The sequence below is a fragment of the Pyxidicoccus xibeiensis genome, assembly GCF_024198175.1.
In the GTDB taxonomy this organism is placed as follows: Bacteria; Myxococcota; Myxococcia; order Myxococcales; family Myxococcaceae; genus Myxococcus; species Myxococcus xibeiensis.
Map to the genome: position 1 here is coordinate 331,683 of NZ_JAJVKV010000009.1, position 23,487 is coordinate 355,169.

Consider the following 23,487-nt stretch of genomic DNA (forward strand, 5'->3'; position numbering starts at 1 on the left):
ATTGGGTACTACCGGAGTGAAGTTCACGCAGGTGTAGCCGGTGCGAAGCTCTCCGCACCGGCTACACCGGGGACTCAGTGCTCCGCCGGCACGGGGCACCGGTTGCGGAAGCTGTCGCTGAGGGCGACGGCCACCAGCAGCTCGGGCAGCCGGTGGGCGCCCTTGGCGAAGTGCTCGTTCACGCTCCGCACCACGGGCTCATCCGCGTCCGTCAGCTCGCGGCCGAGTCCGTAGGCCAGGGCCTTGCGGCTCATGCAGCTGGCGAAGGCCGGGTCCTGCTTCAGGATGGACGCCAGCTCCTTCGGCCCCTGGAACGCGGCCCCCTGGAAGTTGCCCGCCGAGTCCACCGGCGAGCCGTTGTCCACCTCGCGCCAGGCGCCCGCCGCGTCGTAGTTCTCCAGGCCGAAGCCAATCGGGTCCAGCATGTTGTGGCACCCCGAGCATGACGGATTTGCCCGGTGCGCCTCCGTAATCTGCCGCAGCGTCGACCCCGGAGGCAGCGTCGTCGGCAGCGCCTCCACGCCCGGCGGCGGCGGTGGCGGCTCCTGGCACAGCAGCCGGCCCAGCACCCACTTCCCGCGGCGCACCGGCGACGTGCGCGTGGCCAGCGAGGACTGCGCCAGGATTCCCGCCTGCGCCAGCAACCCTCCACGCCGGCCATCCGTCGTGCTCACGCGCGTCGGCGTGGCCGAGCCCGGCCGCGTCAGCCCGTAGTACGTGGCCAGCCTGTCGTTCACGAAGGTGAAGTCCGCGTCCAGCATGTCCAGCGCACTCCGGTCCTCGCGGAGGAACGCCCGGAAGAAGCTCTCGCCCTCCTCCCGCATCGCCTGCTTCAGCGTCGTGTCCACCCCCGGAAAGAGGCTCGGGTCCGGAGTGATGCCGTCCACCTGCCGCAGCCCCAGCCACTGGCCCGCGAAGTTCTGCACCAGCGCCTCCGACTTCGCGTCCTTCAACATCCGGCGCACCTGCGCCTCCAGCACCACCGGGTCCTTCAGCCGGTCGTCGTCCGCCAGCGCCATCAGCTCCGCGTCCGGCTGGCTGCTCCAGAGGAAGTACGACAGGCGCGACGCCAGCTCACGGCTGGTGAGCTCGTTCTTCCCCGAGTCCGGCGCGGCCGTCTGCACCACCTGGAAGAGGAAGTGCGGCGACAGCAGCACGCCCCGAAGCGCGAACTTCGCCGCCAGCTCGAAGCCGTCTCCCGACGTGCGCACCAGCGTGTAGACGCTCATCAGCTCCGCCAGTTCGGCGTCGGTCGCCGGACGGCGCCACGCGCGGCGGGCCAGGTGCTGCACCATCTGCCGGGCACACGCCTCCTCGCCCGTGCTCGCCGGGTCGCACACGCGCAGACTCGCCTGCGCCCCACCCTGTGACGGAGCCGGCGCCGTCACCTCCAGCCAGTCCACCAGGAGGTTGCGGTCCGTGGACGTAGCCGGGTCGTACGCGTCATTGGTGAAACGCACGACGAACCGCTTCTGCCCCGGCGACGCCACCTTTATCTGCCGCGTGTACAGCGTGGCGCTCGTCGCCGGCACGTCGAGCGACGCCACCACCGTGCCGTCCAGCAGCCAGTCCATCTTCACCGGGTCCGGCGGCGCCTGCGTCCCCCAGGCTCGCACCGCCAACTGGTAGTCGCCCGCCACCTGGAAGTTGAACGTCGCCGTCAGCTCGCCGTTGGACCACAGGTTCCACGCAGTGCCGTTCTCCGCGCTCCCGCCCGTGGTGGCGGCCGAGGTCTCCGCCTGGATGCGTACCGCGCCGCCAGACGAGCCCGTCGCCAGGTCTCTCGACCAGGCTTGGTCGATGAGCCGGCCCGCGGTGGACTCGTACGCCTCCACCAGCGCGGGGGACAGGCTCAGCAGGCCGGCCTCGTTGTCGAAGCCCTCGCCCGTGGGGTCCGCCGGGAAGGTGGCCGCGGGCCGACTCGTCTCGCCGAGCAAATCCCTCACCGTGTTGTCGTACTCGGCGCGGTTCAGCCGGCGCAGGGCATGGGGCCCGTCCGAGCACGTCATCCCGGCGGAGGGCCCAGGTCCCGGAGACGGAGTGTCGGTCGACATCTGGCCCGTGCAGGAGATGAGCAGCAGCGGCACGCCGAAGAGCAGGTTTCTGGAGTTCATGATGTCCCCTCTCCTCATGCCAGTCCGGCCAGCGGACCCTGTGCGAGTGGACCGAAGTTGCCGCGCGGAATGCCGAAGGCCTGGAGGATGGACACCAGCACGTCGCCGCACCGCTTGCCCTGCGCCTTCAGGTGCCGCCCCGTCCGGAACGCACCGCCCGCGCGCCCGGCGAGGATGACGGGCATGTCGTAGTGGTTGTGCCAGTCACTGTGCGAGATGTCGCTGGAGTAGTAGACGGCCACGTTGTCCAGCAGCGTCCCCTCCCCCTCGCGCACCCCCTTCAGCTTCTGCACCAGGTGCGCGAGCCGCCCCACCTGCCACCTGTCTATCTCCACCTTGGCCGCCATCTTCACCGGGTCATTGCCGTGGTGTGACGCATCGCCATGGTGCGAGAAGACGCGGCCATTCACCGTGAAGGACATGGGACTCACGCACATGCCCAGCATCAGCGTGGCCACGCGCGTGGCGTCGCACTCGAACGACTTCACGATGAGGTCGCACATCAGGTCCGCGTACGCGGTGCGGTCCATGGGGATGCCCACCGGCTGCGCGCCCGGGGTGCACGCGAGCGTCGGAGCGCCCTGCTCCGCCCGCTGAATCGCGCGCTCGATGTCCCGGATGCCCGTCAGGTACTCGTCGAGCCGCAGCTGGTCCGCCTGCCCCAGCCGCCCCTGCAGCGACTTCGCCTGGGACGTCACCTTGTCCAGGATGCTGCGGCGGTACGTCCAGATGCGCCGCTCCGCCTCCGTGGGTCCCTCCTGCTGGAGCGAGCCGAAGAGCCGGTTGAAGATGACGCGCGGGTTGTAGACGTTGGGCAGCCGCTGCCCCTTCGCGAACGTCACCATGCACTGCTCGCCGCCGCTGCAGTGGTCCTGCGTGTCGTCGTAGGACGACGTCCTCGGGTCGATGAAGCCGTCGCTGTTGGAGTCCTGGTAGCCCGGGTTGTAGTACCCGTTGTTCTCCACGCTCAGCGTGAGCGACGGCACCCGCACCTGTGAGGCCGTGGCCCCGGCAATCACCTGGTCGATGGAGTCCGTGGAGCCCGCGACGATGCTCTCGCTCGCGGTGAGCATCATCCAGAAGCCGCCCTCGTGCGTCCGCTCGTAGTAGTCCCACGCACCGAGCCGCAGCCCGCTCAGCACCAGCACGTCACCCTTCACCGTCTCCAGCGGAGAGAGCGTCGGCGGCAGCGCGTAGTCCGTGCCCTCGGTGGTGGGGAACCACCGGTCCGGGATGACGCCCGCGGAGTGGAACATGCCCACGAAGCGCAGCGGGGGCTTCGTGCCGCTGGACTGCGCCCTCGCCACGGAGGGAGCCATCGCCTCGAGCCAGGGCAACGCGAGCACCGCGCCCGCGGCACCTCTCAGGACACTCCGGCGCGACAGCTCCCAGGATTTCGTCTTCGACACGCATGGCCTCGGGGGTAAGAGCCGACCCCGATCCGAGCAATGCCGGTGCCATGTCCGGAAATCCCCAGTGGTCTCGCAGAGTTGCAGCCCTCGTGGATTCCCGGGGGTGGGAGGGTGGGCTCGACCCCCCAACCTGGTGTGGAGTGTCGCCCCCATACCGGCGGGCACGAGGTGGCCGGGGCCTTCCGGCTCAGGACTTCGGTGGCTCGCCCTTCTGGACGATGCGCAGCAGCCCTTCCTGGGTGACCGACGCCACGAGGCGGCCATCGCGGGTGTAGATGCTGCCTCGCGCGAGGCCGCGCGCGTTGCCGGCCCACGGGCTGTCCATGCTGTACAGCAGCCAGTCATTCACCTTCAGGTCGCCGTGGAACCAGAGGGCATGGTCCAGGCTCGCGCCGCGCAGGTGCGGCTGGAAGAAGCTGGCGGCGTGCGGCAGCAGCGCGGTGCTGATGAGGTTGAAGTCGGACGCATAGGCGAGCACGTACCGGTGCACCTGCGGATCCTCCGGCAGCTTCCCGTCGGCGCGGAACCAGACGTGCTTGACGGGCTCGTGCGCCTGGGGACTGAACGGGTCCACGTACGTCACCGGGCGCATCTCGATGGGCTTGTCGCAGAGGAACTTCTCGCGCAGCCGCTCGGGGATGCGGTCGGCCTGGCGGCGGAGCAGCTCGATGTCGGTGGGCAACGACTCCGGCTCCGGCACCTTCGGCATGGGCGCGTGGTGCGAGTAGCCCGGCTCGTCGCCGTGGAAGGACGCCATCATGGTGAAGATGGGCTGGCCCTTCTGGATGGCGACCACCCGGCGCGTGGTGATGCTGCCGCCGTCGCGCACGCGGTCCACGGTGTAGACGACGGGCAGGCTCGCGTCGCCCGCGCGCAGGAAGTAGCCATGCAGCGAGTGCACGTGCCGCTGCACGTCCACCGTCTGGCTGGCCGCCGACACCGCCTGCCCCAGCACCTGGCCGCCGAAGAGCTGGCGGAAGCCCAGGTCCTGACTCCTGCCTCGGAAGAGGTTCTCCTCGATGGGTTCCAGCTTGAGGAGCTCCAACAGCTCATCCAGGACTCGACTCATGGCCCCCTCTCCTACCGGACCCGGGCGCCGCTGTCTCGGGCGCTGGAGCCTGCCTCTCCGTTGGGAAACCGATGAAATCCCGTATCGTCCGCGAATGACCGAGCCTGTGCGCCCCAAGTCCGTCCCCGCCGAGGCGTGGTGGAGCCCACCTGACAAGGAGTGGATCCTCGGGCCCCGTGACGCCGAGGGACGGCTCCACGGGAAGGTGCGCTACTGGCGGCCGGACGGGACGCTCTGCTGCATCTGCGACCTCGTGGAAGACCGGCCGCACGGGTCCTCGGTGCGCTTCCACGAGAGCGGCGAGGAGTCGCAGACGTGCACCTTCGTGGACGGTGAGCTCCATGGCACGCGGACGTGGTTCGCGACGGAGCAGCGCACCACCGAGGGCATGCACGCCGGGGGCATGAGCCCGAAGGTGCGCCGCATGGAGATGGACTACGAGCACGGCGTGTTCTTCGCCACGCGCTTCTTCGACGCGGACGGCAATGCGCTGTGCAGGGACGGCACGCCGCTGCCGCCCAGGCCCGCCACCGTGGACGCGAATGCCACGTTCCACGAGAGCCGGTGGATCAGCGGCCGGTGGAACGAGAAGGGCCAGCGCATGGGCCTCTTGCGCCACCACACGCGCGAGGGCGTGCTCCTGGAGGAGACGGAGTGGCGCAATGACATCGCGAATGGAGTGCACCGCGTCTTCGAGGACAACGGCCACCCGCGCGAGGAGGTCACCTACCGCAGCGGCAAGCGCCACGGCACGGCCCGCACGTACCGCCTGGATGGCACGCTGGCCCGCAAGGCCGAAGTGTCCAAGGGGCAGTACCACGGCGTGCTGCGCGACTACGACGAGACGGGCACCCGCATCGTCCGCGAGGTCCGCTTCGAGCACGGCGTCCGGCTGACCCCTCCGGCCCCCGCTCCTGTGGTTCCCGAGCCGAGCCGCCCACCGCCCGAGGACTGGCGCGCGCGCGTCTGGCAGGAGGACCCCACCTCGCTCGACCTGTCCAACCTGGGGTTGGAGCGGCTCCCGGACGAGGTGCGCACGTTGCGGCGCCTCACCCTGCTGGAGCTGGTGAACAACCGCATCCGGAGCCTGCCCGCGTGGCTCGTGGAGCTGGAGTCGCTCGCGAACCTCACGCTGGGGCGGAACCACACGCCGGAGCCACGCACGGGCCGCGCCGTGGTGGCCCACCTCCGGCGCACCCGCGAGCTGCCCGCGACGGAGCGCCGCGTGCGCTTCTGTCTCTTCATGGGCGATGTCATCCAGGCGCGGAACGAGAAGGACGTGCCCGCCCTGGTGCGTGCCCTGGACGATGAGGACCCGAGCGTCCGGGCCTATGCGGAGGTGGCGCTCGCGGGCGCGCGTCCGAGCCCGCTGGTGCCCGGCCGGCGCGTCCACGTCCTGGGAGCCCCACGGCAGCGCCGGCCGTCGGAGCTTCGCCGCGAGCTGGAGGCCGCCGGGCTGGTGACGGTCTCCTCTCCCGAAGAGGCGGACGTGTTGTTCGCCTCGGGACGGACGAAGCTCGCCGGCGAGGCGCGTCCCATCGCAGTGGAGGCGGACCTGCCCGCGCGGCCCTGGGACTCGCGGGAGCTGGCCCGGCTCTGCGTCGCGGCGGAGGTCCATCCCCAGGCCGACGAGCGCCGCCGGGCCCGGGCCCGCTTCCGCCGCGAGGCTCCAGCGCCGCTCTGGGCCTTCGTCCATGGTTGCGCTCCGGCGCTGGCGACGGCGAACCCCGTCAAGCTGGTGCGGCGCATCCGGGTGCTCGGGCGCACCGGGTGGCTGGACGAGCGGACCCTCGCGGAGGAGGTCTTGCGGCACTCCGGACGGGGAGACGGGTACTTCCTCGAGGAGAGCGGCCCCCAGACGCGGAGCGTGCTGGCCAAGTGTCTCCAGAAGCGCACGCTCAACCTGGCCTGGAAGGGCCTGAGCCGGCTATGCCCGGAGGTGGGCGACCTCCCGGACGTCGCCCAGCTCAACCTCGAGGGGAACAAGCTCTCCGCGCTGCCGGAAGAGCTCGGCGACCTCTTCAGCCTGAACCTGCTCGACCTCCGGTTCAATCCGCTGAGGGCACTGCCCGCGGGACTCGCGCGGCTGAACCAGCTCCGCGAGCTGCGCCTGTCGAACACCGGGCTCCCCGTCACCGCGAGCGGGCCCCTCTTCACGCTCACCGCGCTGACCCGCCTCTATGTCGATGGCTGCGATTGGGGAAGGGTGCCCGACGCCATCGGCCAGCTCACGCGGCTGGAGTCGCTGCAGCTCGGTGACAACGGGCTGACGACGCTCCCGGACTCGCTCGCCCAGCTCCAGCGGCTCACCTTCCTGCACCTGACCCACAATGACTTCGGCACCGTGCCCCGCGTCATCTTCGAGCTGCGCGCGCTGAAGACGCTCTGGCTGGAGGGCTGCAAGCTGCGCGAGCTGTCCGCGGACCTCGAGCGACTCCAGGCGCTGGAGACGCTGTGCCTCTGGCACAACGCGCTGGAGTCGCTTCCCATCGATGCGCTGACCCGCCTCCCCCGCTTGAAGGAAGTGCGCATCCGCGACAACAAGCTCCCGCCCGGGACGGAGGCGAAGCTCCGGGCCGCGCTGCCCCGCTGCGTCATCTACTGAGACCGGGGCCACCTCGGAGAAAAGCGCGCGGAATGCCCACGCGCCTCCGCTGTTCGCGCGCCAGGACCCCTGCTTCATCCCGTCCGGCCCCTGGAAGCGAGCCCACCCCATGATGCGCCGTCCCCTCCTCCTGCCCGTGCTGGCGCTGCTCACCGCCCCGGCCGCCTGCACCACCGCCCCGGCCCCGAAGCCCACCCCGGACTCCACCGCCGAGGTGGAGCGCTGGTGGGGCCATGTCCAGTACCTCGCCAGCGACGCGCTGGAGGGCCGGGACACCGGCAGCGAGGGCTACCGCAAGGCCTCCGCGTACGTCGCCGAGCAGCTCCAGGCGCTTGGCGTGCAGCCCGGGGCGGGTGGCGGCTACCTCCAGGAAATCGACCTGGTGTCGCGCCGGCTGGTGGAGGAGCGCTCGGGTGTGACGCTCGTCCGGGACGGCCAGGAGACGCCGCTGGTGCTGGGCCAGGACGCCATCATCTCCCCTCGCGCGGGCGAGACGGGCACCGTGGACGCGCCCATGGTCTTCGTCGGCTACGGCCTGTCCATCCCCGAGGCCGGCCATGACGACTTCGCGGACATGGACCTGAAGGGCAAGGTGGCCGTCTTCCTGTACGGCGGCCCCGCGAGCATCTCCGGACCGCTGCGCGCGCACTCCGCCTCCAGCGCCGAGCGCGTGAAGGCGCTGCTCAAGGCGGGCGCCGTCGGCACCGTCCTCATCCAGAACCCGAAGCAGCAGGAGGTGCCCTGGTCTCGAGTCGCCGGGGCGCGCCACCAGCCCGCGATGCAGTTCGCGGACGCGGCGCTCAACGAGGACAAGGGCATGCGCGTGGCCGTCACCTTCAACCCGGAGCACTCCGAGAAGCTCTTTGCCGGCAGTCCACACGGCTACAAGGCCCTCATCGCGCTGTCGGACGCGAACAAGCCGCTGCCCCGGTTCGAGCTGCCCACGCGGCTCAAGGCCCGGGTGGAGTTCGTCAACGCGCCGGTGAAGTCCGCCAACGTGGTGGGCGTGCTGCCCGGGAGCGACGCGGCGCTGGCGAAGGAGTACGTCGTCCTCTCCGCGCACCTGGACCACGTGGGCGTGGGCGCGCCCGTCAACGGCGACAACCTCTACAACGGCGCCATGGACAACGCGACGGGCGTGGCCGCGGTGCTGGAGGTGGCTCGCGCGCTCCAGGCCGCGAGGCCCAGGCGCTCCGTGCTCTTCACGCTGGTGACAGGCGAGGAGAAGGGCCTGCTCGGCTCGCGCTACTTCGCCGCGCGCCCCACCGTGCCCGGCGAGCAGCTGGTGGCCAACTTCAACCTGGACATGTTCCTGCCCCTCTTCGTCTTCAACTCCGTGGTCGGGTATGGCGCGGACGAGTCCTCGCTCGGCGGCTCGCTCGCGAAGGTGGCCGCGGCGCACGGCGTGAAGTCGCTGAAGGACCACGAGCCGCACCGCATGCTCTTCATCCGCAGCGACCAGTACGCCTTCATCCGCCAGGGTGTGCCGGCCCTGTCCTTCAAGTTCGGCTACGTGCCGGGCACCCCGGAGGAGCGCGTCTTCAAGGCCTGGTACACCGAGCGGTACCACGCGCCATCGGATGACCTGGCCCAGCCCATGGACAAACAGGGCGCCGTGGAGTTCGTCCGAATGCTGTCCGACCTGACGCGTACAGTGGCAGACGCTCCCGAGCGCCCCCGCTGGAATCCAGACAGCTTCTTCCGCCGCTTCGACACCACGGGGACGCGAGGGGGAGTCAGCAAAGCCCCATAGGGGTCGCAAGACACTTCATTCTCCTCTGTCGCATCGCGGCACGTTGACGCCCGGCGTCAGGCATTGGGCTCGCGGCAAGCCCCCCCAAAGACTGGGGGTGGCTTGAAGCGAGACGCCCAACTGCGTCACGCTTGGCGTTCAACGCCGGACAATCGACGGGGGGAGAATGCAGGCCAACTCCATCGCCACAGACTTCATGATGGTCGCGCTCGGCATCATCATGCTGGGTCTCGGCCTGTCGCTGACGGTCGCGGACTTCAAGCGCGTCATCGTCTATCCGCGTGCGGTCATTGTCGGGCTGGTGTGCCAGATGTTCCTGCTGCCCGCCGCCTGCGCGCTGATCGCGCACGCGTTCGGCCTGCCTCCTGAGTTGGCCGTGGGGTTGATGCTGCTGGCGGCGTCTCCCGGCGGCGCCACGGCGAACCTCTTCAGCCACCTGGCGCGTGGCGACGTGGCGCTCAACATCACGCTGACGGCGGTGAACAGCGCGCTGACGCTGATCACCCTGCCCCTCATCATCAACCTGTCGATGACGCACTTCATGGGCGAGGGCCGCGCGGTCCCCATGCAGTTCGGCAAGGTGCTGCAGGTCTTCGCCATCGTGCTCGGCCCGGTGAGCCTGGGCATGTTCATCCGCTCCAAGCGCCCGAGCGTGGCGCTGAAGCTGGACAAGCCCATCCGCCTCCTGTCCGTCGCGTTCCTGGCGGCGCTGATTGCCGCCGCCGTCTACAAGGACCGCGCGAATGTGGGCACCTACTTCCAGCAGGTGGGCTCGGCCGCGCTCGCCTTCAACCTGGCCAGCATGGCGGTGGGCTACCTCGTGCCGCTGGCGCTGCGACTGCCGCGAAAGCAGGCGGTGGCCATCGGCATGGAGATTGGCATCCACAACGGGCTGCTCGCGATGACCATCGCCATGAGCCCCACGCTGCTGGCCAATCCCACCATGGCCATGCCCGCGGCCATCTACAGCCTCATCATGTACTTCACCGCGGCGGCCTTCGGCTTCTTCGTCACCCGCGGCAACGCAGAAGCCCAGGACTCCTCGGCAGTGTCCCCCACCCCCAACTCCACTCCGGAGAAGGTGTCGTAATGAAGATGATGCGCTCCCCGATGTCGATGTTCTCGCTGTCCCTGTGTCTCGGTCTCGCCGCTCCGGCCCTGGCGCAGGAAGAAGCAGCCCCCGCCGCGGCACAGCAGACGCCCACCCCCGAGGCCTCCGAGGCGTCTCCTGCCGTTCCCGCGAGCGCCGCCCCGATTGCTCCCCCCCTGGCGCCGAGCCTCCGGCTCTACTTCGCCAACGTCGACTTCCTGCGCGCCAACCCCATTGGCATCGAGTCGCAGAACCGCCTCATCCTCCAGAAGCGGCTGTCTGACAGCGAGAACATGCTGTTCCGCGACAACTTCCTCAGCGGCGCGCTGGCGCTGAAGCTCAACCCGGCCTCGATGAAGGTGGGCCCGGAGGTGACGTTCCAGCCCATCGCGATGCTGAACGTGAAGGGCACGTTCGAGTACGTCCAGTACTTCGGCGCGTTCGGCTACCTCCAGTCCTACCCGGGCCCGCTGGGGGACTTCTCGGATGACGCGCGCGACCTGACGAAGGACAACGCGTACAGCACGAGCGGCACGCACTTCATGCTGGAGCCCACGGTGCAGGCGAAGGTGAAGTCCTTCGTGGTGCGCAGCAAGACGTCCATCGAGCGCTGGAACGTGGACCTGAACGAGGGCGACCAGGCGACGTTCTACGACGCCTTCCTGGACACGCTCGTCCCCGGCAAGGGCTGGGTGTTCACCAACGACTCCGACCTGCTGATGCTGGCGTCGCCGCAGCTCACCTTCGGCGCCCGGTTCAGCGCGGTGTTCCCCCAGTATGAGGACCTGGCCGAGGGCGTCACCAAGCCGGACAACAGCCACATGCGCATCGGCCCCATGGCGGCCTATGCGTTCAGCACGGACGAGGGCGGCTCGTTCAACCGGCCCACGCTCTTCGTCAACGTGGCGTGGTACCTGAAGCACCCGAACCGCGAGGGCGCGATGCCGTACGTCGCCGCCGGCTTCTCCTTCACGTCGGACATCATGAACATGGAGTAGCCGCAGCCCTCACCGGGCAGCGACAGGACGCCCGTGGCACCTCCTCACACAGGGGACGGCGCCACGGGCTTTCTGCTTCCGGCGTCAGTGGTCGTGGTCGTCGCCGGGGCCGTGCGCGTGGCCGTGCTCCAGCTCCTCGGCCGTGGCGGCGCGCACGTCACGCACGGTGACTTCGAAGTGGAGCGTCTTGCCGGCCAGGGGGTGGTTGAAGTCCACCAGCACGGTGTCCTTGCGCACTTCCTTGATGAAGAAGTCCACCTCGTCGCCGTCCGGGTCGGTGGCGCTGAGCACGCCGCCCTCCGCCAGCTCCAGGCCCTCGGGGAACTCGCTGCGGGGGACTTCCTCCAGCCCGTCCGGGTCGTAGTCGCCGTAGCCCTCGTCGGGGGTGACGACCACCTTCAGGGTGTCGCCGCGCGTCTTGCCCTCCAGCGCCTTCTCGAGGCCGGGGACGATTTCCTCATAGCCCTGCAGGTAGACGAGCGGGTCACCGGGCTCGCTCTCGTCCACTGCCTTTCCGTCTCCGAGGTGAAGCCGGAAGTCGATGGAGACGACGCTGTCCTTGGTAATGTTCATGGGGCCCTCATAGCGCACGCTGACGCACCATGCCTCAAGGATGTGCCTGACTGACAATGCAGCGGGCGGCCCTTTCCGGGCTTCTGTTCGATTCCGGCGCCGGGAATGAAGCGTGGGTGTGGCGGTACGGGACGGGGCCCGGGCACTCCCGCGCGGCCGCTCAGGCCGGGGGGCGCTGGGGCCGTCCGGTGAGGTCCAGCGAGTACGCCCGCGCGCCCCGGGCGAGCCGTCCCTCCAGCCGGAGGACGCGGCGCTGGTGGTCGGCGGGGAGCTCGGCGGCGGCGGAGAGCTTCGCGTGGTGCAGGGCCTTGGGCAGGTCCTTGAGGCGGTGCTCGTAGAGCTTCGCCAGCTCCAGGTGCAGGGTCGCGGCCTGGAAGCCCTTCGCGGAGGTGAGCGCCTGGTGCAGGTGCCCGGCGGCGGCGTCCGGGTCGCCGACCTTGCGGGCCAGCCGGGAGGCCAGCGCCAGGGCCTCCACGCCCACCGCGCCCCGGTCTCCCGCGGCGGCGGCCCGGGCGAAGGCCTGTGCCCGCGCGTAGTCCCGAGCCCGGAGCGCGACGCCCGCGAAGCCGAGCAGGTCCCTCGGGTCCTCGTCCGGAGGGACGGAGGCGCCCGCGCCGCCCGCACGGAAGCGCCGCACGAGCTCGCCGAGCAGCGCGGCCAGGAGCAGCAGGTCGTTGACGTTGTGCTCCAGCACCGGCGTCAGCGCGGAGCCATCTCCGCCCCGGAGGTAGCGGAAGTACAGCTCCGGAATCAGCGAGCCATCCACGTCTCCGACGCGGCGGTGGCCCAGGACGTGCTCCTCCATGTGCACCAGGCGCGTGCCGGTGCCCCGGTGCTTGAAGACGCGGCGGGCGCAGTGGAGCAAGTCCAGGTGTGGCAGCTCGGCGGGCGCCGTCACGCGGTTGAGCACGAAGCGCGTGCGCAGCAGGGGCCAGTCGAAGCTCTTGCCGTTGAACGTCACCAGGCAGGAGGACTGCGCCATGCGCTCGGAGAGGACCCGCAGCATGGGGGCCTCTTCTCCCAGCCGGCGCAGGAAGAGCTGGTGTACCCGGAGCGAGCGGCCCTCGAACCAGGCCAGCCCCACGAGGAAGGGCACGGTGCCGGTGCCTCCGGCGAGGCCCGTGGTCTCCGTGTCCAGGAAGAGCATCCGCTGGAAGTCCACGCCCGCAAGCTCCGCGTGCAGCGCGAGGCTGGCGACGAGCGGGCCCTCCACGTCCAGCGCCGCCGCCAGCGGCGCGGAGCCGTGGTGGTGGTCCGGCGGGAGGACGCACTCGGAGACGTGGACGGTGCCGTAGGCGGTGGTCCGGGCCTCCACGGGCAGCGGGCCGGGAGGCGGCGGCGTGGGCGCGGGAGGCCGGCGCGCGGTGGAGAGCTCCTGGCGCTGCGACCAGTCCGCGAGCATCCGGCGGAGGGCTTCGACCCGTGGGTCCTGCGAGCGGGGTTGCTCGGGGGTGGTTCCTGTGCGCGCCTCGGGATGAGGTCCCTGCGAGAGGGGCGACTCCGGGTGGGTTCCCGCCTCCGGTGGCGTCGAGGCAGGACGTGCTTCGGCACGCGGCGCCGCGGGAATGGAACCGGCATTCCAGCGCGGCACGCTCGGCGGTGGCGTGAGGCCAGGGACACGCTCCTGGCCCGCATCGCTCCGGGTGTTGCTGGCGACCGTGCTCGCATCATGGCTCGGCGTGCTCGGGGCGTTGCCGGTGAGCCTGTTCGCGTCGTGGCCCGGTTCGACGGGCGCGGAGCCGCCCGGAGCCGCCGGAGTCTTCCCTCCAGGGCCCACACCGGTCAGCCGCGCCAGCTTTCGCTTCAGGTCCACCGGCCCACCTCCCACCTACTGAATCCCCGCGACGCCCAGCGCGGACAACAGCTCCAGCCCCAGCCGCTTGCGGGGATACGGGTCCACTGGCGCGCTCCCTGGCGTCGTCCCCGTCGCCGGGCCGATGCAGGCCGGGCACCCCTCCTCGCACTGACACGACTCCAGCAGCCTGCGCGCACGGAGCAGCAGCTCGTCGCGCTGGTCGAACAGCCTCGCGGCCAGCCCCACCCCGCCGGGCACGTTGTCGTAGAGGAAGATGGTCGGGTCGAAGCCCACGCCTCCGTCCTTGCGCGGCGGCCCCTCGGCGTCGTCCCGGCTGCCGAGCGTCTTGCCCACGTCCCTCGGGTCGATCATCAGCCCCACGCACGCCACTGTGCGCAGCGCGTTCGTCACCCCGCGCAGCGCGTCGATGACCGCGGGCCGGGGCGCTCGCATCGAGCGCACCACCGACTCCGGCACCGTCAGCCACAGCGCCGTGGTGTGCATCTGCATCTCCGGCAGCGTCACGTCGCCGTAGCCCACGTTCTCATGCGTGTGGAACTTGATCTTCTTGTAGCCCACCACCTTCTCGATGACGCTCACCTCGCCCATGCCCGCCTGGAGGTCCGGCCCCATGGGCGCGCCCTGGTCCTCCTGGATGACGTGCACGCGCACGTACGTCATTGCGTCGGTGAAGTAGTCCGGCGCCACCTTGCGCACGTAGGCCTTGTGGTTCTCGTAGTCGAAGCGCTCGACCTGGTACTGCTCGCCCTCGTGCTGGTAGATGGCCTGCTCGTGCAGCATCGTGTGCGCCGAGCGGAAGTCCATCTCCGCCAGCGTCCGGTCCGTGCCCCGCTCGATGATGACCACGTTGTCCCAGCCCACGCTGCGCAGCGACACGTGGTTGGCCGGGTACGCATCCGTGGACCAGTGGTACACCCGCCGGCCCGCCTCCCCCACCGTGGCGTGCACCACCTCGTGCTGCGCCAGGAACCCGAGCGCCTCCGCCGTGGACTCGGGCGGCACGTCCCCGAAGGGCTCTCCCTCCTCGAAGGGCAGCTCGAAGGACGCGCACTTGAGGTGCTGGACGAGGATCTCCACGTTGTCCGGGTCGATGCGCGCGTGCTCCACCGGCGCGCCGACGAGGAAGCGCGGATCCGCCGCGAGGTACTGGTCCAGCGGCGCGCTCGAAGTCACCAGCAGCGCCAGGCTCCCCGCCCCGCGCCGCCCTGCCCGACCGAAGCGCTGCATCAGCGCCGCCACCGAGCCCGGGTAGCCCGCGCACACCACCGCGTCCAGCGAGCCGATGTCGATGCCCAGCTCCAGCGCGTTGGTGGCCACCACGCAGCGCACCTCGCCCGCGCGCAGCGCCGCCTCCGTGGCCCGGCGCGTGCCCGGGAGGTAGCCGCCCCGGTAGCCCTGGATGAGGGACGGGTCCAGCTTCTCCTCGACGAAGCGGTCCCTGAGGTACTTGAGCATCACCTCGATGTTGTTGCGCGACTGGCCGAACAGCAGCGTGGACACGCCCGCGCGCACCAGGTCCGACGTGAGGCGCACCGCCGTCTTGAGGTAGCTGGCGCGGATGCCCAGCTCCGCGTTCACCACCGGCGGGTTGAACACCATGACGCGGCGCTCGCCGGACGGGGCGCCGCTCTCCGACACCAGCGCCACCTCCCGCCCGAGCATCCGCCGCGCATGCGCCTGCGGGTTGCCGATGGTGGCCGAGGCCGCCACGAAGACCGGGTCCGCACCATGGAAGCGCGCCACCCGCTGCAGCCGGCGCAGCACGTTGGCGAGGTGCGAGCCGAAGACGCCCCGGTACGTGTGCAGCTCGTCGATGACGACGTAGCGCAGGTTGGAGAACAGGCGCGCCCAGCTCGCGTGGTGCGGGAGGATGCCCGTGTGGAGCATGTCCGGGTTGGTGAGCAGCACGCCGCTGCGCTCACGCGCGGCCCGGCGTGCATCCGCGGGCGTGTCCCCGTCGAACGTAATCGCGCCGTGGTTCAGCCCTGCCTCGCGCATCAGCGCGCGCAGGGACTCCTCCTGGTCTCGAGACAGCGCCTTGGTGGGGAACAGGTACAGGGCGCGGGCCTGCGGCTCCCGGGCGAAGCGGTCCAGCAGCGGCAGGTTGTAGCAGAGGCTCTTTCCGGAGGCGGTGGGCGTGGCGATGACCAGGCTCTGCCCCGCGCGGGCCAGCCGGTAGGCCTCCGCCTGATGGGAGAAGAGCTGGTCGATGCCGCGCTTGTGGAGGGCCTCGCGCACCTGCGGGGCCACGTCCTCGGGCACGGGCGCGAAGACACCGGCACGGGCAGGCGTGGCCTCGTCGAGCACGAAGGACGGCAAGAGCGTCCGGTCCGAGCGCCAGCCCTGGAGCACGGCATCCAGCCCGCGAGGGGCGTTCCAGGGGTTGCGGCGAGGCCCGGCGAACGCGTCTGCTTCCTTCTCAGGCTTCATGGGCCGGGCACTGTACAGGCGTACACCGGGACGGACAACGCGAGAGAAGCCCCTCCTGCCGGCATGTACCGTCGGCGCCCTTGACGGCGGCTCCCGGCCGGTCGCCCTCCGGGCACGCGCGACGCAGCGGGCCCGGCCCGACATTGAGGCACCGCTCCCGGGACTCGGCTAGGGTGCCGCGCCCGTGGCCCTTGCCATCTTCCTGTTCACCTATGTCTTCATCGCCGGCGCGCGCCTTCCCTTCCTGAGGCTGGACCGGCCCGGGGGCGCGCTGCTGGGCGCCGTGCTCATGGTGGTGCTCGGCGTCGTCACCCCCGCCGAGGTCTTCAACCACAGCGAGGACACCGCCCGGCACGCCATCGACGGGGACACCATCGTCCTGCTGCTGGGGATGATGCTGCTGGCCGCCTACCTGTCCCAGGCGGCCTTCTTCCGCACCGCCGGCGCCTGGGCCGTGCGCCGCGCCCATACCCCGCGCGTGCTGCTGGTGGCCGTCACCTTCATCTCCGCGGTGCTGTCCGCCTTCCTCGTCAACGACACCGTGTGCCTGATGCTCACGCCCCTGGTGCTGGCCACGGTGGAGGACGCGCGCCTGCCCCCCGCGCCGTACCTGCTCGCGGTGTGCATGGGCAGCAACAGCGGCTCGGTGGCGACCTTCACCGGCAACCCGCAGAACATGCTCATCCAGGGCGCGTCGGGCCTGTCCTACGCCAGCTTCTCCGCGTACATGGCGCTGCCCGCGCTCGTCTCCACCGCCATCGTCACCGGCGCACTCGTCTACCTCTTCCGCCACGACCTGCCCTCGAAGCGCTTCGACCCGCAGCCGCCGCCTCCGCCCGTGGACCGCGGGCTGCTGGTGCTCACGCTCGTCGTGCTCGCCGGCGTCGTCGCCGCCTTCTTCGCCGGCCTGCCCATGAGCTGGAGCGCCCTGGCCGGCGCCGCCCTGGTGATGGCCCTGTCCCGCCGCGAGCCGCGCGAGGCGCTGGAGCGCGTGGACTGGGTGCTGCTGCTCTTCTTCGCCAGCCTCTTCGTCGTCGTCTATGGCGTGAACAAGCACGGCTGGGCCGAGGACATCCGCGGGCTGTTCGCGCCCCTCATGGCCGGCCCGCCGTGGCGCGAGACGCTGGGCTTCGCGAGCCTGACGCTCGTCGCCTCCAACCTCTTCAGCAACGTGCCCTTCGTCATGCTCGCGCGCACGTGGGTGCCCACGCTCCAGAACGTCGAGCTGGGCTGGCACGTGCTCGCGCTGGGCTCCACCCTGGCCGGCAACCTCACCCTGATTGGCAGCGTGGCCAACCTCATCGTCTTCGAGGCGGCGCGCGGCAAGGTGGAGATGAGCTTCATGCGCTACCTGCGCGTAGGGCTGCCCGTCACGCTGGTCAGCTTCGTCGCCGGCCTCGCGGTGCTCCTCCTGGAGCACGCCCTCTTCTGAAGAGCGCCGCGGGCCTGGACGCGAGTCATTCCGGGTCCGGGTCCGGCAGCTCGCCCGCGGGCAGGTCCTTCTCGGGCGGCGCCTCGGGCGGAGGCTGGCCCGCGCTGCCGGGCACCGTGTCCGGCGCGGCCGTGGTGGGCAGGTCCGGCAGCGGAGGACCGCCGCGCCTGTCGCGGGGCGTGAGGTCCTTCACGAAGACGGCCGCCACCTGGTCCAGCATGGAAGAGATGGCCTGGCGGAACAGCTCCGGGTTCTTCCCCACCTTGAACGGGTCCAGGTGCGCGTCTCCCGCGGCCACCTGGTCCACCTCGAACGGGCGGCGCCACACCTCCGAGCGCCCATCCAGGGTGAACATGCGCCCGTAGCCCCGCAGGTAGGCCCCTGCACGGCCGCCCTTGCTGCGCATGCCGAAGTCCTGGACGACGAACTCGACGATGGCGTCCGCGCCCAGCGGCGTCACCAGGTCGTAGTCCGGCGCGTTGGCGGGCACCTCCTCCACCAGGAAGCTCTCCAGCACCGACGCCACCCGGGCCGGGTCTACGGCCTGCGTCCAGGGGGCCTCGCGCGGCAGCTGCGTCAGCGTGTTCACCCGCAGGCGCTCGGAGATTTCGAAGCGCGTCACGGCCTGCTGCAGCTTCACCGTCAGGCGTCGGTCCGCCTCCACCGGCTCCAGCTTCTTGAGCTTGTCGCCGTAGGCCGAGTCGTCGCGGAACACGAGGCTCTTGGGCCCCGCGCCATCTTCGATTCGGGAGATGAAGGCGGGCCGCCGCACGCGGTCCAGGTCCGCACCGGCCAGCTGCTGCGACGCACAGCCGGCGGTGAGCGCCAGCACGAGGAACGGAAGGAGGCTTCGCGTCATTGCACCCCCCGTTCTACCTCAAGTCCGGCCTTCATGCTCCTACCCGTCCGTACCCCCCTCCTATTCGAGCCTCCCTTGCTATGCTGGCGGGCCGTGAGTTCCTCGCCTACCCCGCCCCCCGTTTCCCTCCCTGGCCGCAAGCGCCGGCTGGGGGAAATCCTCATGGACGCCGGCCTCCTGACGGAGACCCAGCTGCGCTCCGCCCTCGCCGAGCAGCGCAAGTGGGGAGGCCGGCTGGGGCTGACCCTGGTGCAGATGCGCTTCGTGGACGAGAGCTCCATGGTCCACGCCCTGTCCCGGCAGCTGGCCATTCCCACGGTGGACCTGGAGCGCCATTCCCCCTCGCCGGTGGCCATGCAGGCGCTCCGGGTGGACATCGCCGAGCGGTACACCGTCTTCCCCACCGCCTTCGACCCGGCGAACAAGCTGCTCACCGTCGCCACCGCGGACCCCACCAACGTGGAGTCGCTCCAGGAGCTGGCCTTCCATGCCGGCCAGCGCATCCAGGTGGTCGTCGCGGCGGCCTCGTCCATCGAGCGCGCCATCCGCCGCCACTACCACGGCGAAATCACCTCGACGACGGCCACCCCGCTCGCCTTCGGCATGGACGAGCCCACCTTCGAGCTGGCGCCCCCCGCCGAGACGGACACCGTCCTGGTGCCCGCGCGCCCGTCGGTGCAGCAGGCCGCGCCCGCGCCCGTGCCTCGCGAGAGCGAGCTCGTGCAGCGCGTGGAGGAGCTGTCGCAACAGGTGTCCAGCCTGGAGCGCATGGTGGCCCAGCAGGCGCGCTCGCTGCGCGCGATGCTGGAGCTGCTGGAGACGCGGGGCCTGGTGACTCGCGACGACTACCTCGCGAAGGTGCGGTGACGCCGGGGCGCCCCGAAGCGCCTCACACCAGGATGAGCTCGTCCTCGGAGGGGAGCTGCGCGGCGGCGGCCATCTCCCCCAGCACCCGCTCGGTGCGGCGCAGGCGCTCGTCGCTCAGCTCGGAGATGAGGACGAGAATCTGCGGGTGGCTGGAGATGAGCATGTCGAAGTCCGTGCGCGGCAGCCGCAGCACCGTGGTGTGCCGCGTGGCCGCCACCGTGGCGGTGGCCGGCGTCTTCTGCAGGAGGGAGATCTCCCCGAACAGGTCGCCTTCCTTCAGCCGCGTCAGCAGGTGGCCGTCCTTGCGCACCTCCACCTCGCCGGACAGCACCACGTAGAGGCCATCCGTCTCGTCCCCGTCCTGGATGATGACCTCGTCGCGCTCGACGTCGCGCGCGCGGAAGCGCTCCACCAGCGTGCGCCGGTCGCTCCGGTTGAAGGGCCGGAACAGCGCGGAGGTGTTCATCACGTTCGTCAGCAGCCGCTGACGGCAGAACTTCTTCAGGGCCTTGGCCACCAGCGGGTAGCTGCGCGACAGCTCGGCGAGCACCGGCGCGGAGAGCTCCAGCAGCTGCGTGTCCTCCGACGCGCCCTCGACGGAGGCGGTGCGCGCCGCGCCGGACAGCAGCGCCATCTCGCCGAAGCAGGCGCCGCCCTCCAGCGTGGCCAGGTCCTGGCGCTGGCCGCCGTCCGTCCGGAAGACGCGCACGGCGCCCTCGCAGATGACGTAGAAGGCGTCGCCGTGGCTGCCCTGCTGGATGATGAGCTCACCCGGGCCGAAGCGCCGCAGCGGACAGCGCTCGAACAGCTCGATGAACGCGTCGCGCGGCAGGTCCGAGAACAGCGGCACGGTGGGCAGCTCGTTGAGCGAGGGCCCCTCCGGGCCGACCTCCTCCGTGAGGCTGTAGACCTCTTCTTCGTCGGCACTGGACGTGGCGCCCATCGCGGCGCGCTGGCTCAGGCCGGACTGGGCCGCCAGCTCCACTGCATGCAGCAGCGAGTCGGACTCCAGCTCGAGCTCCGTGAAGGACGACGCTCCCCCGGCCGCGCGCAGTGACGCGCCGAGCTCTGGAGAGAGCCCGGAGATGGAGAGCGCGGTGGCTCCGGCGGGAGCCTGGGGCTCGGCGCGGCGCGGGCGCAGGCCGGGCGGCGCGGAGGAGGTCGCGGGGAGAGGCGTGTCGGGGCCCTGCGCGGTGGCGTCCGCGATGGGTGAAGACAGGGCCTTCCACTTCCCGCTCGGGGTGGACGAGGGTGCGGCGGCCAGCGGGGTATTCGTAGCGGCCGGAGGTGCGGCCACTCGCGACGTGGCGCGTGGCGCGAGGCCCGGAGGCAACACGCTCGTCGCGGGGCGCACGGCCTCCTGCGGACCGGGGGACGCGGGGGCTGGAGCCGCCGCCAGGGGGGCGGCCGGAGGAGGCGCACTCACGCCAGGCCCGGTAGCGCCGACGGCCGGAATGCGGGTGCTGACGGGCGGCATGGGTGCGGCGGGCGCCGTGCTCGTACCAGCGCTGTCGACGCTGGCAGGCGGTGCGGAAGCAGGCTCGGGGCTGGCCGCAGCCTGTGCGTCAGCGTCATCCACGGGCTCGCCCATCACCAGCGGCTCGTCGTCCACTCCCGCTATCGCCGCGGGTGGGGCGGCCTCGACGCTCCGGGAGGCCTCCCCTGCCCCATCATCATCCGGGACGAGGTACGCCAGCCCGACGCTCACGGAGTGGACGACCTCTTCCGAGCCCGCGCTCCCGGGGCCATCCACGGAGATCGACAGCTCCGAGGACAGGTCCACCGGCGCCCCCTGGGCCTCCAGGGTTCCGGTCACCTCGGGGACGTCGGCCTCGACATCCACGTCGATCTCCGCCACCGCCGCGAGCACCTCGTCGGGCAGGCGCGACCTGACGGGCGGGGGGGCCGTCGGAGTCACGGGGGCCGGAGCCGCGCTCCCCATCATCTCTCGCGCCCGCGCGCCGGCCGGCGTGCCCCGCCGCGCGTACAGGTCCGCGAGCATCTGCTGCACGCCCCGGTGCGCCGGGTCCAGCTCCAGGATGAGCTTGCTCGCCGCGATGGCGCGCGGGAGGAAGCCCTCCTTCGCGAAGCCCTCGGCGGCGGACTGGTAGGCGGTGATGGCCCGCTCGCGCTGGCCGGCCTTCGCCCACGCGTCACCCGTGCGCAGGCGCGACTGGAGGTCCTTCGGGTCGGCCTGGCAATACTCCTCGTAGAGCTCCGCTGCCTTGGAAAAGCGCCCCTTGCTGAAGGCTTCGGTGGCCTTGTCCTTGAGCTTGCGCAGCTCCATCAGCGAGCCCCCTCGACGGCGGCGGCGTCGCGGCTCAGCGCCGCCCCAGCCGCCTCACGGACCGTGAGGAAGTAGTCGCTCTTGAGCGCGTCCAGCGACTCGGACTGCGCGGGGGTGCCAATCTTCTTCAGCGCGGAGGCCGCGGCGGCGCGAATCTCCGGCAGGTCGTGGAACAAATCTCTCGCCACCACCTCGGCCGCCTGCGAGTCGCCAATGGCGCCCAGCGCCAGCAGCACGTCCCGCCGCGCGACGCTGTTGGACTCGTCCAGCGCCTTGATGAGCGTGGGCACCGCGTCCTTCGCGCTCATCCGTCCGAGCAGCGCCGCCGCCAGCGCCGCCTCCGGACCGCCCTCGCGCACCACGGCCTGGAGCACCCCCGAGGCCGAAGCCGATGACGGAACGCCCGTTCCACGGGTCAGCGCGTCCAGCGCGACCAGCTTCTCGCTGCCCATCTTCGGCACCATCTCCACCAGCGCGGACTGGCCCGCGTCACCCGCGTCCGCCAGCACCTGCGCCAGCGCCTTCTGCAGGTCGCGCTCGGGCTCGAGGAGCCCCGCCTTCGCCAGCTCCACGCCCTCGGGCCCCAGCCGCGCCAGCCCCGTCAGGGCCGCCAGTCGCAGCGGACCGCTCGAGTCCTGCGTGTAGCCCTTGAGCAGCTCCAGCGCCCCCGGGGCCTTCAGCGCCCCGAGCGCACGCAGCAGCGTGGCCAACGGCGCCAGTCGCTCGGGCTCCACGTCGTCGTGCAGCTCGGTGGGCACGCGGGGCTGCACCACCGCGCGGCCGGACTCCCGGGCGCGGGTCGCGTTGAGCGCCTTGACGCGCTCCATCAGCGTGGCCTGCTTGGAGGCCCGGTCGTCGTTGCCATGGGCATGGCCCGAGCGGGGCGTCGGCGCCGCGGACGGGTCGAAGCCCGGGCCATAGCGCTCCGGCAGCGGCTGCGTCACCCAGTCGGCGCGCAGCGCCTGCAGGCTCGTTGCCTCCTGCTCGTAGAGCTTCTGCAGCGCGGGCACCACGGAGGCGTCGCCGATGGCGGCCACGGCCTCCACCGCGAGCATCCGCAGCGACGCGTCCGGCTGGTTGAGCCACGGCGTCACCTTGCCCAGCAGCGGCAGCGCCGCCGGTCCCAGGCCCGCCACGGCCTGGAGGCCGCTGGCGGCGGTGACGGGGCGGGCCAGCCGCTCACCGATGGGGTCCACCGGGCAGCCGCCCCGCGAGCGCATGCCCCGGCCCGCGGCCAGCGCCTCGGGGGGAGCGCCCTCCAGGACGATGGCGCACAGCGCGGCGTCCGTCTGCGGCGAGCGCGGGAAGGCGAGGATGGCGTCGAGCGCCAGCGGGCTCACGGCGCTCTTCTCCACCGCCACGGCCTGGAGGCGCGGCGCGGCGGCCGGGTCCTGCAGCTTCGTCAGCGCGGAGATGGCGGACTCGCGCAGCTCCGGGAAGCTCTCGTCCAGCAGCAGCGCGATGGCGCCCACCGCGCGCTTGTCCCCGGCGTCTCCCAGGCCGCGCACGGCGGCGGCGGCGAGGATGACCTGGCTGTCGCGTACCAGGGGCAGCAGGCGGTTCACCGCCTCGGGCCGGCCGCTCTTGCCCAGCTCCTCGGCGGCGCCCACGCGCTCGGGCAGCACGCCCTCGGTGAGGGCCAGGAGGTTGCGGTCCCACTGGGCCTTGGCCTCGGCGGCGACCACCTCCGCCATGGCGCCGGGGACGTTCGCGCTCTTGAGCGCCTGGACGATGACCTGCCGCGTGGCGCGGCCCCTCCGGCCGTACTGGAGGGTGAGGTAGGCCTTGGCCTTGTCGTTCTTGACCTTGGAGAGCGCCATGGCGGCGCGCCCCTGCACGTCCTCGTCAGGGTCCTCCAGCAGCTCGCCGAGCAGGTCCACCACGCGGGGGTCCTGGCTCTCGCCGAGCGCCACGGCGGCCTCGGCCCGGACGATGGCGGCCAGGTCCTTGGCCGCGCGGGTGAAGAGGACGAGGTCGTCCGCGTTGCCCTGGTCCGCCAGCTTCTTCACCGCCAGGGCCCGGACCTCCGGCCGGGGGCTCTGGAGGTCGGCGAGGAGCTGGTCCCGGCTGCCGTTGCAGCCGAGAGCCAGGGCCAGGATGAGGAGGAAGGGGCGCGCGCCGGTTCGCATCGTTCTCCGCTGCGGGCAACGTGGAAAAGTCGGCGCCGGTTATATCAACGAGC

The 23,487-nt window shown here is 71.3% G+C and carries 15 protein-coding genes; 6 read left to right on the plus strand and 9 right to left on the minus strand.

Annotated features, from left to right (window positions below; all coding sequences use genetic code 11):
• Positions 1-74: 74 nt before the first annotated feature.
• The 3 genes from LXT23_RS34010 to tesB form a co-directional block, all read right to left on the minus strand.
• A complete protein-coding gene (locus LXT23_RS34010; RefSeq protein ID WP_253984551.1) occupies positions 75-2,114 on the minus strand; it encodes a DUF1592 domain-containing protein in 2,040 nt (679 codons plus the stop codon).
• A gap of 14 nt (positions 2,115-2,128) precedes the next feature.
• Positions 2,129-3,523, minus strand: coding sequence for a DUF1552 domain-containing protein (locus LXT23_RS34015; RefSeq protein WP_253984552.1), 1,395 nt, complete (start codon positions 3,521-3,523; stop codon positions 2,129-2,131).
• Between the two features lie 190 nt (positions 3,524-3,713).
• Positions 3,714-4,595, minus strand: coding sequence for an acyl-CoA thioesterase II (gene tesB, locus LXT23_RS34020; protein WP_253984553.1), 882 nt, complete (start codon positions 4,593-4,595; stop codon positions 3,714-3,716).
• A 94-nt stretch (positions 4,596-4,689) separates the two neighbouring features.
• On the opposite strand from tesB, the gene LXT23_RS34025 reads away from it, so the two are divergent.
• From LXT23_RS34025 to LXT23_RS34040, 4 genes are all read left to right on the plus strand, one after another.
• Positions 4,690-7,200: a leucine-rich repeat domain-containing protein gene (locus LXT23_RS34025; RefSeq protein WP_253984554.1), complete on the plus strand. Its 2,511-nt coding sequence runs from the start codon at positions 4,690-4,692 to the stop codon at positions 7,198-7,200.
• A 109-nt stretch (positions 7,201-7,309) separates the two neighbouring features.
• Positions 7,310-8,953, plus strand: a complete 1,644-nt coding sequence (locus tag LXT23_RS34030) for a M28 family metallopeptidase (protein WP_253984555.1) — start codon at positions 7,310-7,312, stop codon at positions 8,951-8,953.
• 166 nt (positions 8,954-9,119) lie between these two features.
• The gene (locus LXT23_RS34035) at positions 9,120-10,043 is read left to right on the plus strand and encodes a bile acid:sodium symporter family protein (RefSeq protein ID WP_253984556.1); all 924 of its coding nucleotides are present in this window, start codon (positions 9,120-9,122) and stop codon (positions 10,041-10,043) included.
• Positions 10,043-11,041, plus strand: a complete 999-nt coding sequence (locus tag LXT23_RS34040; RefSeq protein WP_253984557.1) for a hypothetical protein — start codon at positions 10,043-10,045, stop codon at positions 11,039-11,041. Before LXT23_RS34035 ends, LXT23_RS34040 begins: the two co-directional genes overlap by 1 nt.
• An 84-nt stretch (positions 11,042-11,125) precedes the next feature.
• On the opposite strand, the gene LXT23_RS34045 is transcribed toward LXT23_RS34040, so the two are convergent.
• The 3 genes from LXT23_RS34045 to LXT23_RS34055 all read right to left on the minus strand — a co-directional run bounded on the left by LXT23_RS34045 (position 11,126) and on the right by LXT23_RS34055 (position 15,860).
• The gene (locus tag LXT23_RS34045) at positions 11,126-11,614 is read right to left on the minus strand and encodes an FKBP-type peptidyl-prolyl cis-trans isomerase (protein ID WP_253984558.1); all 489 of its coding nucleotides are present in this window, start codon (positions 11,612-11,614) and stop codon (positions 11,126-11,128) included.
• Between the two features lie 160 nt (positions 11,615-11,774).
• On the minus strand, positions 11,775-13,427 hold the full coding sequence (locus LXT23_RS34050; RefSeq protein ID WP_253984559.1) for a ribonuclease H-like domain-containing protein: 1,653 nt from the start codon (positions 13,425-13,427) through the stop codon (positions 11,775-11,777).
• A 15-nt stretch (positions 13,428-13,442) separates the two neighbouring features.
• Complete coding sequence (locus LXT23_RS34055) at positions 13,443-15,860, minus strand: DEAD/DEAH box helicase (protein ID WP_253984560.1); 2,418 nt, start codon at positions 15,858-15,860, stop codon at positions 13,443-13,445.
• A gap of 184 nt (positions 15,861-16,044) precedes the next feature.
• Here LXT23_RS34055 and LXT23_RS34060 point away from each other — a divergent pair, with 184 nt between their 5' ends.
• Complete coding sequence (locus LXT23_RS34060) at positions 16,045-17,292, plus strand: ArsB/NhaD family transporter (protein WP_253984561.1); 1,248 nt, start codon at positions 16,045-16,047, stop codon at positions 17,290-17,292.
• Positions 17,293-17,317: 25 nt separating this feature from the next.
• On the opposite strand, the gene LXT23_RS34065 is transcribed toward LXT23_RS34060, so the two are convergent.
• Complete coding sequence (locus tag LXT23_RS34065; protein ID WP_253984562.1) at positions 17,318-18,151, minus strand: hypothetical protein; 834 nt, start codon at positions 18,149-18,151, stop codon at positions 17,318-17,320.
• A 162-nt stretch (positions 18,152-18,313) separates the two neighbouring features.
• Here LXT23_RS34065 and LXT23_RS34070 point away from each other — a divergent pair, with 162 nt between their 5' ends.
• Positions 18,314-19,018, plus strand: coding sequence for a GspE/PulE/PilB domain-containing protein (locus LXT23_RS34070; RefSeq protein ID WP_253984563.1), 705 nt, complete (start codon positions 18,314-18,316; stop codon positions 19,016-19,018).
• 22 nt (positions 19,019-19,040) lie between these two features.
• On the opposite strand, the gene LXT23_RS34075 is transcribed toward LXT23_RS34070, so the two are convergent.
• Both LXT23_RS34075 and LXT23_RS34080 read right to left on the minus strand, forming a co-directional pair.
• A complete protein-coding gene (locus tag LXT23_RS34075; protein WP_253984564.1) occupies positions 19,041-21,305 on the minus strand; it encodes a cyclic nucleotide-binding domain-containing protein in 2,265 nt (754 codons plus the stop codon).
• Positions 21,305-23,434: a HEAT repeat domain-containing protein gene (locus LXT23_RS34080; protein ID WP_253984565.1), complete on the minus strand. Its 2,130-nt coding sequence runs from the start codon at positions 23,432-23,434 to the stop codon at positions 21,305-21,307. The genes LXT23_RS34075 and LXT23_RS34080 overlap by 1 nt, the downstream gene beginning before the upstream one ends.
• Between the last annotated feature and the right edge of the window lie 53 nt (positions 23,435-23,487).